This window comes from Actinoplanes sp. NPDC051388, assembly GCF_055586225.1.
This window is the reverse complement of the sequence record NZ_JBVJIP010000020.1, coordinates 107,020-121,608: the sequence shown is the minus strand read 5'-3', so window position 1 is coordinate 121,608 and position 14,589 is coordinate 107,020. Positions and strand designations below refer to the sequence as shown.

Here is a 14,589-nt window from a genome sequence, read left to right as displayed (position 1 = left end):
GAACCTCTTGACTGTGCCACGCAAACTCCTCGCCGCCACGCTGGTGCTGGCCGGGCCGCTGGCCGCCGCGCCCGCCGCCCGGGCCGCGGCACCCGCCGACTGTTACGACCGCGCCGCGCCGACCACCTATGAGGAGACGCGCATCGAGACGCCCGCGCTTCCCGGCGGGCAGCGGGTGCCCTATGCGCTGGTCGAGGCGGGCGGCTTCACGTCCTTTGTAGAGAGACTGAGTGCGGAGCTGTGCCGGGCCCGCTCGGTCGCCGCCGCCGACCGGCTGCTGAAGCAGCGCGGCGAGCGACTCTGGCGAGACGCGGTGGATCGCGCGCAGGGCCGTCTGGTGCAGGGCACCATCGAGCGGTACGACGACCGTCCGCTCTACTGGGCCCGGCTGATGGGCACCCGTGACCTGCGGCAGTGGCGTCCCGCGTTCCCGGTGTCCGACCTGGCCCGCGCCGGCCTGTTGCGCACGTTCGAATACGCCTCGCGCGGCGTCACCACCACCGACTTCCCGAAGCGCGACGCGGTCACCCGGGTGCTGGTCAGCGGATTCGACCCCTACCAGCTGAACGGCGAGATCCGGCGCTCGAACCCGTCCGGCGCCTCGGCCCTGCAGCTCGACGGCGTGACGTACCGGGCCGGCGGCAAGCCGATCCGCATCGAGGCGGTGGCGCTGCCGGTGACCTGGTCCGGCTTCAACCTGGGCATCGTGGAGGACGCGTTCGGCCCGCACCTGACCGCCGGCGCTCCGGCCCGCGCTGACCTGATCATGACGATCAGCCAGGGCAACCGCGGCACGATGAACATCGAGCAGTGGGCCGGCGCCTGGCGCGGCGGCAACGCGGACAACAACAACGAGGGCACTCCCCAGCCGATCCCGCCGGCCGCCGGCTGGCCGCAGCCCAGCCCGCAGCCCGAGTTCATCGAGACCACGCTGCCGTTCCAGGCGATGATCGACGCCCGCACGACGCCCTGGCCGACCCGCCTCAACCAGCAGATCTGCGAGTGGGCCGCGGGCGACCGCCCGACCGGCCCGGTGACCTGCAAGACGACCGGCCCGACACCGGGCGGCCAGGCCCAGTCCGGCGGCGGTGGCAACTACCTGTCGAACGAGAGCATGTACCGCTCGAACCGCCTCCGCCAGGCACTGGGCGCGACCGACGTGCCCGGCGGCCACCTGCACATCTCGGCTCTGGTCTACCCCACCGACCCGCTGGTGGTCATCGACCAGGCGTTCGCCGCGGACCGGGCCCAGACCATCGAGCAGACCGCCGCCCTGGTGAAGGCGGCGGGCGCAGCGGTAAGCAGTTCGTAAGGGCAGATGCCCTTCTCCGGGCGGCGGTCCGGCGGTTCACTGTCTGTTGTGATCAGACGATTGATTCGCCGGCCCGCCACCTGGCTGGTCCTTGTCGCGCTGCTGGGCGCGGGTCTCTACTGGTTCCAGCCCTGGCGGCTGGTCACCAGCACCGAGGTCCGGGAGCAGCTCACCTCGGCCGCGCCGCCCTCCGCGGCCGGCGCCGCCGCGCCTCCGGCTTCGGCTGCGGCCGGCCCGGCGGTGGTCCGGCAGGGCGCATTCGTCACGCACGAGCACGAGACGTCCGGCGAGGTGCGCCTGGTCCGCAACCCGGACGGTACGCACCAGCTCGAACTGGCCGGCCTCGACACCTCGAACGGCCCCGACCTGCGCGTGTGGCTCACCGACCAGGAGGTGGTGTCGGGCGTAGCCGGCTGGAAGGTCTTCGACGACGGCGAATATGTCGAGCTCGGCCCGCTCAAGGGCAACCGCGGTGACCAGGTCTACCAGCTGCCGTCCGGCACCGACCCGGCCGCGTTCCAGAGCGTGTCCATCTGGTGCAAGCGCTTCGCCGTCTCCTTCGGAGCCGCCACCCTCCAGGCCACCTGACCCGCCCGGTCTTGCGGACCTCTTCGCGCCAGAGGCAGCGGAGCCTGCGCTCGCTGGAGGAGAAAGTCGGCGTGCCGCTGGTGCACCGCACCAGCCGCCGGGTCGAACTGACCGTCGCCGGGCGCCGCTTCCACGACCAGGTCTCCTCCGACGCGTTCGCGGCCACCCTCTCGGCCGCGGCCGATCCGCTTGATGGACCCCCACCGGTGGGCGATGGGGGTCCAGGCCGGACGTCTTAGCGGGGCACGACCCGTTCCACGGCCCACTGGCGCCAGGTGTCCAGGTGGTGTTCGACCATCGCGAGCTGGTCGGCCACCGGGCCGGGGCCGGTCGAGCCCGGCGTGGTGCGGGAGGCCAGGGCCGAGCGGACCGACAGGACCGCGCGGACCGAGGGGTCCAGGTGTTCGCTGATCGTCTTGAGGTCGTCGTCGGAGACGTCCTCCAGTTCGCACTCGCGGGCCGAGCACAACGCGACCAGCCGGCCGGTGATCTCGTGCGCGTCACGGAACGGCACGCCCTTGCGGACCAGCCAGTCGGCCACCTCGGTGGCGAGTGAATAGCCCACCGGCGCCGCGGCGGCCAGGCGGTCCACCCGTACCGTCATGGTGGAGATCATGCCGGCCAGAGCCGGCAGCAGCAGTTGCAGCGTGTCCACCGCGTCGAAGGCCGGCTCCTTGTCCTCCTGCATGTCGCGGTCGTAGGTGAGCGGCAGCCCCTTGAGCATGGTCAGCACGGCCACCAGCCCACCGATCAGTCGCCCGCTCTTGCCCCGGGCCAGTTCGGCGATGTCCGCGTTCTTCTTCTGCGGCATGATCGACGACCCGGTGGCGAAGGCGTCGTCGAGCTCCACCCAGCCAAATTCGGTGGACGTCCAGAGCACCACCTCCTCGCCGAGGCGGGAGAGGTGCACGCCGATCAGCGCGGTGATGAAGAGGAACTCGGCCACGAAGTCGCGGTCGGCCACGGCGTCCATCGAGTTGGCCGCCGGGGCCTTGAAGCCCAGCTCCTTGGCGACCGCGGCCGGGTCCAGTGGCAGCGACGAGCCGGCCAGCGCACCCGAGCCGAGCGGCGAGATCGCGGTGCGGGTGTCCCAGTCCGAGAGCCGGTCGAGATCGCGCAGCAGCGGATGGACGTGCGCCAGCAGCCAGTGCCCGAAGCTGACCGGCTGCGCGTGCTGCACATGGGTCAGGCCGGGCGCCGGAGTGTCCACATTGCGCGCCGCCTGCTCGGTCAGCGCGTCGGCCAGCTCGACCAGCGACACCGCGACACCGCGCGCGTGGTCGCGCAGATAGAGCCGCAGATCGGTGGCGACCTGGTCGTTGCGGGACCGGCCGGCGCGCAGCTTGCCGCCGAGCGAGCCGAGCCGCTCGAGCAGGCCGCGCTCGAGCGCGGTGTGCACGTCCTCGTCGTCGACCGTGGGCCGGAACTCGCCGGACGCGCAGGCCGCCTCGAGGTCGTCGAGGGCGGCCAGCATCTGGCCCAGCTCATCCGGGTCGAGCAGCCCGGCCGCGGACAGCACCCGGGCGTGCGCGCGGGAGGCGGCCAGGTCGTAGGGCGCGAGGCGCCAGTCGAACTGGACGCTGACCGAGAGCCGGGCGAGCGCCTCGGCGGGGCCGCCGGCGAACCGGCCGCCCCACAGAGAGGTCTTGTCCCCCATCAGGAAGGACCGTTGAGCCGGGCGTCCCGGGCCGAGGCCATCCGCGAGGGCAGCCCCCACAGCTGCACGAAGCCCTTTGCGAGGGACTGGTCGAACGTGTCCCCGGTGTCGTAGGTCGCCATCCCGAAATCGTAGAGGCTGGCCTCGGAGCGCCGGCCGGTGACCGTCGCCCGGCCGCCGTGCAGGGTCAGCCGCACCTCGCCGGACACGTATTTCTGGGTGTCCGCGATGAACGCGTCGAGGGCGTGCTTGAGCGGCGAGAACCAGAGGCCGTCGTAGACCAGCTCGCCCCACCGCTGGTCGACCGTGCGCTTGAACCGGGCCACGTCGCGCTCGACGGTGACGTTCTCCAGCTCCTGGTGCGCGGCGATCAGAGCGATCGCGCCGGGGGCCTCATAGACCTCGCGGCTCTTGATGCCGACCAGCCGGTCCTCGACCATGTCGAGCCGGCCGACGCCCTGCGCGCCGGCCCGCCGGTTGAGCTCGGTGACCGCCTGCAGCGGCGTGACGGTCTGGCCGTCGATCGCCACCGGGTTGCCCTGGTCGAAGGTGATGACCACCTCGTCCGCGTCCCGCTGCACCGCCGGGTCCTGCGTGTACGAGTACAGTTCCTCGATCGGGGGGTTCCAGATGTCCTCCAGGAAGCCGGTCTCCACCGCGCGTCCCCACAGGTTCTGGTCGATCGAATAGGGCGACTTGTGCGTCACGTCGATCGGCAGGCCCTTCTCCTCGGCCAGCGCGATCGCCTTGTCCCGCGTCCAGGCGAAGTCCCGGGCCGGCGCGATCACCTTGAGGCCCGGCGCGAGCGCGCCGATGCCGACCTCGAAGCGGACCTGGTCGTTGCCCTTGCCGGTGCAGCCGTGCGAGACCACCGTGCCGCCGTATTCCTTGGCCGCCTCCACCAGGTGCCGCACGATCAGCGGCCGGCTCAGCGCCGACACCAGCGGGTAGCGGTCCATGTAGAGGGCGTTGGCACGCAGCGCGGGCAGGCAGAAGTCCGCCGCGAACTCGTCGCGCGCGTCCACCACGACGCTCTCCGCGGCGCCGCAGTCCAGCGCACGCTGCCGGATCATCTCCATGTCCTCGCCGCCCTGGCCGACGTCGAGAGCGACGGCGATGACCTCGCCACCGATCTGTTCGGCGAGGTACGGGATGGCCACGGAGGTGTCGAGGCCTCCGGAGTAGGCAAGAACGACCCGCTCGGTCACGGGGTACTCCTCTCAAAGTGCTCGGTGGTGTGTCCTGCCCATTCGGCGAGCTTGTCGGCCAGAGCCTTGCCGCCGGTGACGTCGCGGGCCACGACGAGGATCGTGTCGTCGCCGGCGATGGTGCCGACGACATCGGTGAGCCCGGAGCGGTCCAGCGCGCTGGCGAGGAACTGCGCCGCCCCGGGCGGGGTTCGGAGAATCGTCAGGTTGCCGCTGGAGTCCACGCCGGTGAGCAGCTCGCGCAGCAACCGGATCAGCCGGGCCGGCGCCTGCTCGGCGTCGCGCAGCGGCCGCTTGCCGTCCTCCGGGATCAGGTAGGCGCCGCTCACCTTGACCGCGCCCAGCTCCTCCAGGTCGCGGGAGAGCGTGGCCTGGGTGACCTGGATGCCCTCGGCCGCGAGAAGCTCACCCAGCTCGGTCTGCGAACGCACCGCGCGGGCCCGGATCATGGTGACGATCCGCGCGTGCCGGCCGGCCCGGGTGAGTGGACCGGTCACGCTGCGCCGCCCACATCTGGTTCTCCGGTCTCGACCAGCCAGGCCAGCAGGGCCTTCTGCGCGTGCAGCCGATTTTCCGCCTGGTCGAAGATCGCGCTCTGCGGGCCGTCCATGACGTCGTCGGTGATCTCCTCGCCGCGATGCGCCGGCAGGCAGTGCAACACCATCGCGTCGGTCGCGGCCGCCGCGACCAGGGCCTTGTTCACCTGGTAGGCCCGGAAGGGACCCAGCCGATCCCGGCCGTCGCCCTCCTGCCCCATCGACGTCCAGGTGTCGGTCGCGATCACGTCGACGCCGTCGACCGCCTCGAACGGGTCGCGCACCACCTCGACCGAGCCGCCGGTCCACGCCGCGATGTCCGCCGCCCGGGACACCACCGCCGCGGACGGGTCGAACCCGGCCGGCCCGGCGACCCGCACGTGCATGCCGGCGGTCACTCCGGCCAGCAGATAGGAGTTCGCCATGTTGTTGGCGGCGTCCCCGACATAGGCCAGCTTGGCGCCGCGGGTGCCGCCCAGCCGCTCGCGCACGGTCTGCAGGTCGGCCAGCAGCTGGCACGGGTGGTAGCCGTCGGTCAGCGCGTTGACCACCGGCACCCGCACGTCGGACGCGAGCTCGACCAGCCGATCGTCGCCGTGCGTGCGCAGCACGATCGCCGAGACATAACGCGACAGCACCCGGCCGGCGTCGGCCAGCGACTCGCCGCGCCCGAAGTGGGTCGCCTGGGTGTCCACGATGATCGGGTTGCCGCCCAGCTCGGCGATGCCGGCCTCGAACGACAGCCGGGTGCGCAGGCTGGGCTTGTCGAACATGACCGCCACCGACTGCGGCCCGGCCAGCGGCCGGAAGGAGTATCGATCCACCTTCATCGTCGCGGCCAGCTCGAGCACGGCGGTCTGCTCGTCCGGGGACAGGTCGTCGTCCTTGAGGAAGTGCCGGGTCACGGGAGCGCCTTTCCGAGGGCGGCCAGGAATCCGTCGGCCTGCTCGGCGCTCAGGATCAGCGGCGGCGCGAGCCGGATCACGGTGGGCTGCACCGGATTGACCAGATAGCCCGCCTCCCGCAGTGCGGCCGCGACCTGAGGCGACGACGGCTGGTCAAGGACGATGCCGAGCAGCAGCCCGGCGCCGCGGACGGTCAGCCCGAGCGCCTCGGCGCCGCGCCGGATCTGCTCGCCGATCCGCTTCACGTGGTCGAGCAGGCCGTCGCCGGCGATGGTGCGGATCACGGCGAGCGCGGCCGCGCAGCTGACCGGGTTGCCGCCGAACGTGGTGCCGTGCAGGCCCGGGGTGAACAGCTCGGCGGCCCGGCCGAACGCCAGGCACGCGCCGATCGGCAACCCGCCGCCCAGCCCCTTGGCGAGCGTGATGATGTCCGGCTCGACGCCGTCGGCCTGGTGCGCGAACCAGTGCCCGGTGCGGCCGATGCCGGTCTGCACCTCGTCGAGCACGAGCAGCGCGCCGGCCGCGGTGCAGATCTCGCGGGCCGCGGCCAGGTAGCCCGGCGGCGGCACGACCACACCGTTTTCCCCCTGGATCGGCTCGAGGATGACCATGGCGGTGTCCGTGGTGACCGCCGAGCGCAGCGCCTCGCCGTCCCCGTAAGCAACGAAGGTGACGTCTCCCGGCAGCGGCCGGAACGGGTCCGCCTTGGCCGGCTGGCCGGTCAGCGCGAGGGCGCCCATCGTGCGGCCGTGGAAGCCGCCCACAGTGGACACCACGTGCGACCGGCCGGTCAGCCGGGAGAGCTTGAACGCGGCCTCGTTGGCCTCCGCGCCGGAGTTGCAGAACAGCGCCCGGCCCGGCCGCCCGGCGAGCGCCAGCAGCAGCTCGGCGAGCGCGACCGGCGGCTCGGCGACGAACAGGTTGGACACGTGCCCGAGGGTGGCGATCTGCTGCGAGACGGCCTGCACCACGGCCGGGTGGGCGTGGCCGAGCGCGTTCACCGCTATGCCGCCGAGCAGGTCGACATATTCCCGGCCGGCCTCGTCGGTGAGCACCGCGCCCGCGCCCTTGACCAGGGCCAGCGGCGGGGTGCCGTAGTTGTCCATCAGTGACTGCCGCCACCGCTCGACGAGCGTCATGACGGCACCACCATGGTCCCGAAACCCTCCGAGGTGAAGACTTCGAGCAGGGTCGAGTGGGCGACACGGCCGTCGATGACGTGGGCGGCCGACACGCCGCCCTGGACCGCCCGGAGGCAGGCCTCCATCTTCGGCGCCATGCCGGACTCCAGCGAGGGCATCAGCTTCTCCAGGTCGGCGGCGGTGATCTCGGAGGTGAGCGAGTCGGTGTCCGGCCAGTTCGTATAAAGACCGGGCACGTCGGTGAGGACGACGAGCTTGCGGGCCCGGAGGGCGACGGCGAGCGCGGCGGCGCCGGTGTCCGCGTTGACGTTGTGCACCACGCCCTCCGCGTCCGGCGCGACGCAGGCGACGACCGGGATGCGGCCGGCCGCGATCAGGTCGTCGACCGCCGAGGTGTCCACGGTCTCGACGTCGCCGACCTGGCCGATGTCCACCGGGAGTCCGTCGACCACGGCCTGGCGCCGGACCGCCGTGAACAGCCGGGCGTCCTCGCCGGAGAGCCCGACCGCGAACGGGCCGTGCTGGTTGATCAGGCCGACCAGCTCGCGTCCGACCTGACCGACGAGGACCATCCGGACGACGTCCATCGCCTCGGCCGAGGTCACCCGGAGGCCGCCGCGGAACTCGCTCTCGATGCCCAGCCGGCCCAGCATGGAGCTGATCTGCGGGCCGCCGCCGTGCACGATGACCGGCTTGATCCCGGCATAACGCAGGAAGACCATGTCCGCGGCGAACGCCTTTTGCAGCTCGGGGTCGATCATCGCGTTGCCGCCGTATTTGATCACCACGGTGGAACCGTGGAACTGCTCGAGCCACGGCAACGACTCGATCAGGACGGCGGCCTTTTCATGGGGCGTCATGACGAATAGGCCGAGTTCTCGTGCACATAGGCATGCGACAGGTCGGTGGTCCAGATGGTCGCGGACATCTCCGCCTCGCGCAGGTGGATCTGGATGTGCACGTCACGCCCGGACAGGTCCACCTTGGACCGATCCTCGGCGGCCGCGCCACCCTTGCAGATCCACACGCCGTTGATCGCCACGTCCAGCCGGTCCGGCTCGAACACCGCGGCGGTGGTGCCGACCGCGGCCAGGATGCGACCCCAGTTGGGGTCGTTGCCGAACAGCGCGGTCTTCACCAGGTTGTTGCGCGCCACCGTGCGGCCGACCTCGACCGCGTCCGTCTCGCTGGCCGCGCCGAGCACCTCGATCGCGATGTGCTTGGTGGCGCCCTCGGCGTCGGCGATCAGCTGCTGGGCCAGGTCGTGGCAGACCTCGGTCACCGCCGCGGTCAGCTCGGCCTGCGACGGCTGCACGTCGGAGGCGCCGCTGGCCAGCAGCAGCACGGTGTCGTTGGTGGACATGCAGCCGTCGGCGTCGATGCGGTCGAAGGTGACCCGCGTCGCCGCCCGCAGCGCCTCGTCCAGCGCGTCGTTGCCGGCCACCGCGTCGGTGGTGACCACGACCAGCATGGTGGCCAGGCCGGGGGCGAGCATGCCGGCGCCCTTGGCCATGCCGCCGACGGTCCAGCCGTCCTGCGTGCGGGACGCCGTTTTGGGCACCGTGTCGGTGGTCATGATGGCCGCCGCCGCGTCGTCGCCGCCCTGCGGGCCGAGCCCCTTGACCGCGGCGCCGACGCCGGGCAGCAGCTTGTCCATCGGCAGCAGCTCGCCGATCAGGCCGGTCGAGCAGACCGCCACGTCGCCCGGGCCGACCAGCATCGGCTTGCCCGCACCCTGCAGCGAGGCGTTGCGGAGCACGGCTGCGGTGTGCTCGGCGGTGGCGTGGGTGTCCCGGAAGCCCTGGGTGCCGGTGCACGCGTTGGCGCCGCCGGAGTTGAGGATGACGGCGCGGACCACGCCGCCCTTGAGAACCTGCTCGCTCCACAGCACCGGCGCGGCCTTCACGCGGTTGCCGGTGAACACGCCGGCGGCGGTCGAGTCGGGGCCGTCGTTGACCACGAGGGCCACATCGGGGTTGCCGGTGGTCTTCAGGCCGGCGGCGACGCCGCTGGCCCGGAAGCCCTTGGGGGTGGTGACGCTCATGGCGTTACTCCGAACGCGGACAGGCCCGCCGTCTCCGGCAGGCCGGACATCAGGTTGGCGCACTGCACGGCCTGACCCGCGGCGCCCTTGCCGAGGTTGTCGAGAGCGCTGACGACGATGACCCGGCCCGAGTCGACGTCGACGGTGGCCTGCAGGTGGCAGGCGTTGGAACCGGCGGTGGCGGCGGTGCGCGGCCACACGCCCTCGGGCAGGAGGTGCACGAACGGCTCGTCCGCATAGGCCGCCGCGAGCACGGCGCGGGGGTCGGCGTCGCCGGTCGGGACGGCCGTGACCGTGGCGAGGATGCCGCGCGGCATCGGCGCGAGCACCGGGGTCATCGACAACGAGGTGGCGCCGGTGGCCTGCTTGATCTCGGGCACGTGCTGGTGGGCGCCCACCTTGTAGGGCGAGAGGTCGCCCATCACCTCGCTGCCCAGCAGGCTGACCTTTGCCGACCGGCCGGCGCCGCTGGTGCCGGAGGCGGCGACCACGACCACGTCGGCCGAGCTCACCGCCCCGGCGGCGATCAGCGGGGCCAGCGCGAGGGTGATGGTGGCCGCATAACAACCCGTGGCTGCCACCCGGTCGCCGGCCCGGATCTCGGCCCGCGCGCCGGGCAGCTCGGGCAGCCCGTAGGTCCACGTGCCGGCGTGCGTGCCGCCGTAGTAACGCTCCCACGCGGCGGCGTCGCGCAGGCGGAAGTCGGCGCCCAGGTCGACCACCTTGACGCCGGCCGGCAACCGCGCCGCCAGGGCCGCGGACTGACCGTGCGGAAGAGCGAGAAAGACCAGGTCAGCGTCGCTCAAGAGGGCCGGATCGGTGGCACTCAGCGTGAGGTCGAGGCCGGTGAGCTGCGGGTGCACGGAAGCCAGCGGCGTGCCCGCCTGACTGTGCGCCGTGGCGGCCACGAGCTCGAACTCGGGGTGCCCGGCGATCAGACGCAGCAGCTCGCCACCCGCATAACCACTCGCACCCGCGACCGCGACCCTGATGCCCATACCGACCTCCGCATGACTATGCAGAGAACCCTAGCACCTGAGTCACCAGTCGTGCACTGTGCCGTCCGTCAATCGGTTGAACGGCAGGTAGGCGGTTTGATACGGGTATTTGCCGGCGGCGGCGGTGTCCAGGCGCACCCCGAGACCCGGGTTCTCGCCGGGGTGCAGCAGACCGTCCCGGAACGTGAAGGACTGCTGGAAGACCTCGTCGGTGAGTGATCCGTGCTTCATGTATTCCTGGATGCCGAAGTTGTGGATCGCCAGCCCGAGGTGCAGCGCCGCGGCCATGCCGACCGGAGAGATGTCGGTCGGGCCGTGGATGCCCGACTTGATCTGATACTGCGCGGCGTACTCCAGGATCTTCTTGAGGTGGCTGATCCCGCCGGTGTGGGTGACCGCCGAGCGCACGTAATCGATCAGCTGCTCGCGGATCAGCGTCTGGTAGTCGAAGACCGTGTTGAAGACCTCGCCGATCGCCAGCGGTGTGGTGGTGTGCTGCCGCACCAGGCGCAGCGCGTCCTGGTTCTCGGCCGGCGTGCAGTCCTCCAGCCAGAACAGGTCATAGGGCTCCAGCGCCTTGCCCAGCCGGGCCGCCTGCATCGGGGTCAGCCGGTGGTGCACGTCGTGCAGCAGCGGCAGGTCCGGCCCGAACTCGGCGCGCACCGCCTCGAAGACGCCGGGCAGGTGGTTCAGGTATGAGCGGGTGTCCCAGTCCTCCTCGGCGGGCAGAGCGACGCGCTGGGCCGGCTCGTAGTGCTCGTCCGCGGCGGCGGCCGCGATGCCGTAGATGCGGTTCAGCCCCGGCACCCCGGTCTGCACCCGGATCGCGCGGTAGCCCTCCCCCTGGAGCCGGCGGATCGAGTCGAACAGCTCCGGCAGGTCGCCGCCGCTGGCGTGGCCATAGGCCAGCAGACCGGTGCGCGAGGCGCCGCCGAGCAGCTGGTAGAGCGGCAGCCCCGCCTTCTGCGCCTTGAGGTCCCACAGCGCCACGTCGACCGCCGCGATGGCGGCCATCGTGACCGGGCCCCGGCGCCAGTACGCGCCCCGGTAGAGGAACTGCCAGGTGTCCTCGATCCGGTGCGCGTCCCGCCCGATCAGCAGCGGGGCGACGTGCTCGGCGAGATAGGCCACCACCGCCATCTCGCGGCCGTTGAGCGTGGCGTCGCCCAGCCCGACCAGGCCCTCGTCGGTGGTGACGCGGAGCGTGACGAAGTTCCGATCGGGGCTGGTCACCACGACCTCAGCGGATTCGATGATCATTTGCGGGCCTCTCCGGTGGGATCGGTCCACCGTAAACCGCCTGGGGATCGGCACTCATCGCGGTAGAAAGGGGGGTGGCCAACGAGGTGAGCGTTCCGCTGCTGCCGTGCGCGGACATCGACGAGATCGCCGATTTCTACGCGGCGCTGGGGTTCCGCCGCACCTATCGCCAGCAGCAGCCCAACCCCTATCTGGCGCTCCGCCGGGAGGACCTGCACCTGCACTTCTTCGGCATGCCCGACTTCGACCCGGAGAGCTCGTACGGCTCGTGCCTGGTGCTGGTGGACGACATCGGGTCGCTGCACCGGGCGTTCGCGGACGGCATGCGCGCGGCGTACGGGAAAGTCCTGGTCTCGGGTCTGCCCCGGATGACCCGGCCGCGGGTGCGGCGCAACAGCGACCGGCTGACCGGCTTCAGCGTGGTGGACCCGGGCGGCAACTGGATCCGGATCACCGCCAAGGGACCGAGCCGCGCGCCCGGCCCGGCGACCAGGCTGGCGACGGCCCTGGAAAACGCGGTGGTGCTGGCCGATTCGAAGGGCGACCACGCCCAGGCGGCGAAGATCCTGGACGGCGCGCTGGCCGAGGTGACCCCGGACGAGGACGCGGCGGTGATGGCGGAGGCGCTGGCCTACCGCGCGGAGCTGGCCCTGGTGCTGGACGACGTGGCGACCGCAGCCGAGGCCCTGGACCGGGCCCGCGAGCTGGACGACACCGGCGCCGAGCTCGCCGAGCTGGCCGAGGCCCTGGAACACCGCGCGGCCGCCCGCGCGGAGCCCGAGGCCTGACCTTGTGCCCGATCGCCTCATTCGGGTGATCGATGTCCAATGAGTCATGCCCAGCCCGCTCGCCCGATTCCGCGCCGCCCGGTCGGCGTGGTCCGATCCACCCTCACCGCTCGGCCGCCGGCCGACCGCGAAGGTGCGACCAGGCCGGACTCGGGCCGGCCGGACCGACCGGTGGCAACGCATCACCTCGGCCGGCAGCGCGATCTCGGTGCTGCTGGTCGCGGTCGGTCTCTATCTGACGAACAGCTTCAACCGCGACCAGTTGGACCAGCAGCGCGAGTCCACCAGCCGGCAGCAGAATCTCGCCCTGGAGGGGCAGCGGGCCGACCGCTTCGTCGCGGCCATCGACCAGCTCGGCCAGGAGGACAAGGACAAACTCGGGGTACGCCTGGGCGGGATCTATGCGCTGGAAGCGCTGATGCGGGACGCGCCGGAGGCAGAGGACTCCGTCATCGAGGTCCTGAGTGCGTTCGTCCGGACCCACGCGCCGCGGCCGACACCGGACGACGCGGGCCGCAGGGAGGTGCCGGCCTCAGCCGAGATCCCCCCGGCGCCGACTTCACTTCCGCCATGCTCACCGGGGCAGATCTGTCTTACGTGCGCAGCGGGTCCCTCGGGCTTGGCGAAGCCCTCTTCAACGGAGCCGACCTCACCTCGGCCGATCTGCGCGGAGCGAGCCTCCCGGGCGCCTCATTCCGGGCAGCCGGCCTTTCCGGTGCGAACCTGACGGGAGCTCGGCTCACCCGGGCCGATCTCGGCGGCGCGGATCTCACCAACGCCTTCCTGGCCGACGCGGAGTTGGGGAGCGCCAGTCTCGCCGGGACCAATCTGCGCAACGCCGACTTGACCAGGACAAACCTCATCGGAGTCGATCTCCGTACCGCCGAGGTCACCACCGATCAGCTCAAGTGCGCCAAGGTCAATGCCGGAACGAGGCTGCCCGCCGGCGTCGCGCCACCGGCCGCGGACGCCCTGAGCGCCCTGGCTTGCCGGCGAGTCAACCTGTCCAGGCAATGACGGTTGCGCCGAAAAGGCTCAGCTTGGCGGCCGCGTCACGGGCCAGCAGGAAGCCGATGATGGCCAGCACCCAGCCGAGCACGCCGTCCATGTGCCGGGCCACCCAGGCGCTCAGCACCTGCAGGAACGACTCCACCCGGCGGTGCAGCGCCAGCCGGAGGCCGAGCAGCAGCACCGCCGGCAGGACCATCACCAGCACGTAGGCCGCCAGCACCGGCAACCAGACCACCGCGCTGACGTCGGCCGCGGTCAGCACGCCGATCGCGGCCAGATAGGGCAGCATCGACATCACCTCGATGCCCGCGGCGACCAGGCCCAGGCCCGCGGTCAGGCGGTAGGAGCCCTTGGCCGCGGCCAGCCGCGCCTGCCATTTCTCGGCCGGCGACGGGCCGCCCCGGCGGGCGCGGCGCCGGGCCACCCGCTTGCCGTCGAACCAGAAGCTGGCCACGAACAGCAGCACGCCGAGCACCAGCTGGATCCACAGCACGACCCGGCCGCCGGGCAGCCGCAACGCGCCCGCGCCGGCGGTCAGCACGATGCCCACGATCAGATAGAACCCGGCGACGGTGGCCAGATAGACCAGGAACTGCCGCACCCGCACGACCGGATCGAGCAACATCCACAGCGGGATCACGAGCGTGCCGACGCTGGTGCTGTCGACCAGCGCCAGCCCGGCGAGAAAGAGCAGCGTCCCCCATTCCACCGCGCCCACCCTACTGCGTCCACATCGGACTCCGGCCTGGATGCCGGTGCGCGGCCATGGACTGGGCGCGCCGAGATCATCCGCCCGGTTGGCGAAGCATCGCCGGGACGGACCCACCGCGACGTTCCAGCATCGGAATGGCGCGATGCCCAGGTGAGGAGTAGAAACGGCGGCATGGCCGACGAGACGATCATCGCAGTCCGGGACGCCGCCGCCGAATACGCGCGGGCGGTCCGCGAGACGCAGCGCTACTTCGACCGGCTCGAGGACAACGACGACCCCGGTGTCCAGGCGGAGTACGCCTATCTGGTCGAGCAGGAGAAGGCGGCGCTCGCGGCGCGGCTGGACGCGGTGGTCGCGGCCGGCTTCGAGGTGCCCTCGCTCGACGAGAGTGACCCAGACCACTGACACGTGTAGGTTCCGGAACCGCA

General features: G+C 71.8%; 17 protein-coding genes. 7 read left to right on the top strand and 10 right to left on the bottom strand.

Translation table 11 applies throughout. From position 1 onward, the window contains the following. The first annotated feature begins 13 nt into the window (after positions 1-13). From ACZ6TI_RS38690 to ACZ6TI_RS38680, 3 genes are read left to right on the top strand one after another with little or no spacing between them, the layout of a single operon-like run. Complete coding sequence (locus tag ACZ6TI_RS38690; RefSeq protein WP_465350217.1) at positions 14-1,312, top strand: hypothetical protein; 1,299 nt, start codon at positions 14-16, stop codon at positions 1,310-1,312. Positions 1,313-1,360: 48 nt separating this feature from the next. Continuing rightward, a complete protein-coding gene (locus ACZ6TI_RS38685; RefSeq protein WP_465350216.1) occupies positions 1,361-1,900 on the top strand; it encodes a DM13 domain-containing protein in 540 nt (179 codons plus the stop codon). After that, positions 1,849-2,139 carry a LysR family transcriptional regulator gene (locus ACZ6TI_RS38680; protein ID WP_465350215.1) on the top strand — a complete coding sequence of 97 codons (291 nt, stop codon included), beginning with the start codon at positions 1,849-1,851 and terminating at the stop codon, positions 2,137-2,139. The genes ACZ6TI_RS38685 and ACZ6TI_RS38680 overlap by 52 nt, the downstream gene beginning before the upstream one ends. Here ACZ6TI_RS38680 and argH read toward each other — a convergent pair. From argH to manD, 9 genes are read right to left on the bottom strand one after another with little or no spacing between them, the layout of a single operon-like run. Beyond that, the gene (argH, locus tag ACZ6TI_RS38675; RefSeq protein WP_465350214.1) at positions 2,136-3,557 is read right to left on the bottom strand and encodes an argininosuccinate lyase; all 1,422 of its coding nucleotides are present in this window, start codon (positions 3,555-3,557) and stop codon (positions 2,136-2,138) included. The genes ACZ6TI_RS38680 and argH overlap by 4 nt on opposite strands. Beyond that, positions 3,557-4,765 (bottom strand): argininosuccinate synthase, encoded by a 1,209-nt coding sequence (locus ACZ6TI_RS38670; protein ID WP_465350213.1) that lies wholly within the window; start codon positions 4,763-4,765, stop codon positions 3,557-3,559. Before ACZ6TI_RS38670 ends, argH begins: the two co-directional genes overlap by 1 nt. Next, positions 4,762-5,262: an arginine repressor gene (locus ACZ6TI_RS38665; RefSeq protein WP_465350212.1), complete on the bottom strand. Its 501-nt coding sequence runs from the start codon at positions 5,260-5,262 to the stop codon at positions 4,762-4,764. The genes ACZ6TI_RS38670 and ACZ6TI_RS38665 overlap by 4 nt, the downstream gene beginning before the upstream one ends. Further along, the gene (gene argF, locus ACZ6TI_RS38660; RefSeq protein ID WP_465350211.1) at positions 5,259-6,206 is read right to left on the bottom strand and encodes an ornithine carbamoyltransferase; all 948 of its coding nucleotides are present in this window, start codon (positions 6,204-6,206) and stop codon (positions 5,259-5,261) included. The genes ACZ6TI_RS38665 and argF overlap by 4 nt, the downstream gene beginning before the upstream one ends. Then, positions 6,203-7,345: an acetylornithine transaminase gene (locus ACZ6TI_RS38655; protein ID WP_465350210.1), complete on the bottom strand. Its 1,143-nt coding sequence runs from the start codon at positions 7,343-7,345 to the stop codon at positions 6,203-6,205. Before ACZ6TI_RS38655 ends, argF begins: the two co-directional genes overlap by 4 nt. Further along, a complete protein-coding gene (gene argB / locus ACZ6TI_RS38650) occupies positions 7,342-8,208 on the bottom strand; it encodes an acetylglutamate kinase (protein ID WP_465350209.1) in 867 nt (288 codons plus the stop codon). The genes ACZ6TI_RS38655 and argB overlap by 4 nt, the downstream gene beginning before the upstream one ends. Continuing rightward, entirely contained in the window at positions 8,205-9,392 is a 1,188-nt protein-coding gene (argJ, locus tag ACZ6TI_RS38645; protein ID WP_465350208.1) for a bifunctional glutamate N-acetyltransferase/amino-acid acetyltransferase ArgJ, read from the bottom strand. Before argJ ends, argB begins: the two co-directional genes overlap by 4 nt. Further along, positions 9,389-10,390 carry an N-acetyl-gamma-glutamyl-phosphate reductase gene (argC, locus tag ACZ6TI_RS38640; RefSeq protein WP_465350207.1) on the bottom strand — a complete coding sequence of 334 codons (1,002 nt, stop codon included), beginning with the start codon at positions 10,388-10,390 and terminating at the stop codon, positions 9,389-9,391. Before argC ends, argJ begins: the two co-directional genes overlap by 4 nt. Positions 10,391-10,432: 42 nt before the next feature. Next, positions 10,433-11,650, bottom strand: a complete 1,218-nt coding sequence (gene manD / locus ACZ6TI_RS38635; protein ID WP_465350206.1) for a D-mannonate dehydratase ManD — start codon at positions 11,648-11,650, stop codon at positions 10,433-10,435. 74 nt (positions 11,651-11,724) lie between these two features. Here manD and ACZ6TI_RS38630 point away from each other — a divergent pair, with 74 nt between their 5' ends. From ACZ6TI_RS38630 to ACZ6TI_RS38620, 3 genes are read left to right on the top strand one after another with little or no spacing between them, the layout of a single operon-like run. Next, a complete protein-coding gene (locus ACZ6TI_RS38630; protein ID WP_465350205.1) occupies positions 11,725-12,438 on the top strand; it encodes a bleomycin resistance protein in 714 nt (237 codons plus the stop codon). 46 nt (positions 12,439-12,484) lie between these two features. Further along, positions 12,485-13,165 carry a hypothetical protein gene (locus tag ACZ6TI_RS38625; protein WP_465350279.1) on the top strand — a complete coding sequence of 227 codons (681 nt, stop codon included), beginning with the start codon at positions 12,485-12,487 and terminating at the stop codon, positions 13,163-13,165. Beyond that, complete coding sequence (locus tag ACZ6TI_RS38620; protein WP_465350276.1) at positions 13,102-13,455, top strand: pentapeptide repeat-containing protein; 354 nt, start codon at positions 13,102-13,104, stop codon at positions 13,453-13,455. The genes ACZ6TI_RS38625 and ACZ6TI_RS38620 overlap by 64 nt, the downstream gene beginning before the upstream one ends. Here ACZ6TI_RS38620 and ACZ6TI_RS38615 read toward each other — a convergent pair. Further along, positions 13,436-14,158, bottom strand: coding sequence for a GAP family protein (locus tag ACZ6TI_RS38615; RefSeq protein ID WP_465350204.1), 723 nt, complete (start codon positions 14,156-14,158; stop codon positions 13,436-13,438). The genes ACZ6TI_RS38620 and ACZ6TI_RS38615 overlap by 20 nt on opposite strands. A gap of 174 nt (positions 14,159-14,332) precedes the next feature. Here ACZ6TI_RS38615 and ACZ6TI_RS38610 point away from each other — a divergent pair, with 174 nt between their 5' ends. Further along, entirely contained in the window at positions 14,333-14,566 is a 234-nt protein-coding gene (locus ACZ6TI_RS38610; RefSeq protein ID WP_465350203.1) for a hypothetical protein, read from the top strand. Positions 14,567-14,589 lie beyond the last annotated feature (23 nt).

Coding starts and splice junctions, on each gene's coding strand:
- argH (WP_465350214.1), bottom strand. CDS start 3,557: ATGGGGGACAAGACCTCTCTGTGGGGCGGCCGGTTCGCCGGCGGCCCC.
- ACZ6TI_RS38655 (WP_465350210.1), bottom strand. CDS start 7,345: ATGACGCTCGTCGAGCGGTGGCGGCAGTCACTGATGGACAACTACGGC.
- argB (WP_465350209.1), bottom strand. CDS start 8,208: ATGACGCCCCATGAAAAGGCCGCCGTCCTGATCGAGTCGTTGCCGTGG.
- argJ (WP_465350208.1), bottom strand. CDS start 9,392: ATGAGCGTCACCACCCCCAAGGGCTTCCGGGCCAGCGGCGTCGCCGCC.
- argC (WP_465350207.1), bottom strand. CDS start 10,390: ATGGGCATCAGGGTCGCGGTCGCGGGTGCGAGTGGTTATGCGGGTGGC.
- manD (WP_465350206.1), bottom strand. CDS start 11,650: ATGATCATCGAATCCGCTGAGGTCGTGGTGACCAGCCCCGATCGGAAC.
- ACZ6TI_RS38625 (WP_465350279.1), top strand. CDS start 12,485: ATGCCCAGCCCGCTCGCCCGATTCCGCGCCGCCCGGTCGGCGTGGTCC.
- ACZ6TI_RS38610 (WP_465350203.1), top strand. CDS start 14,333: ATGGCCGACGAGACGATCATCGCAGTCCGGGACGCCGCCGCCGAATAC.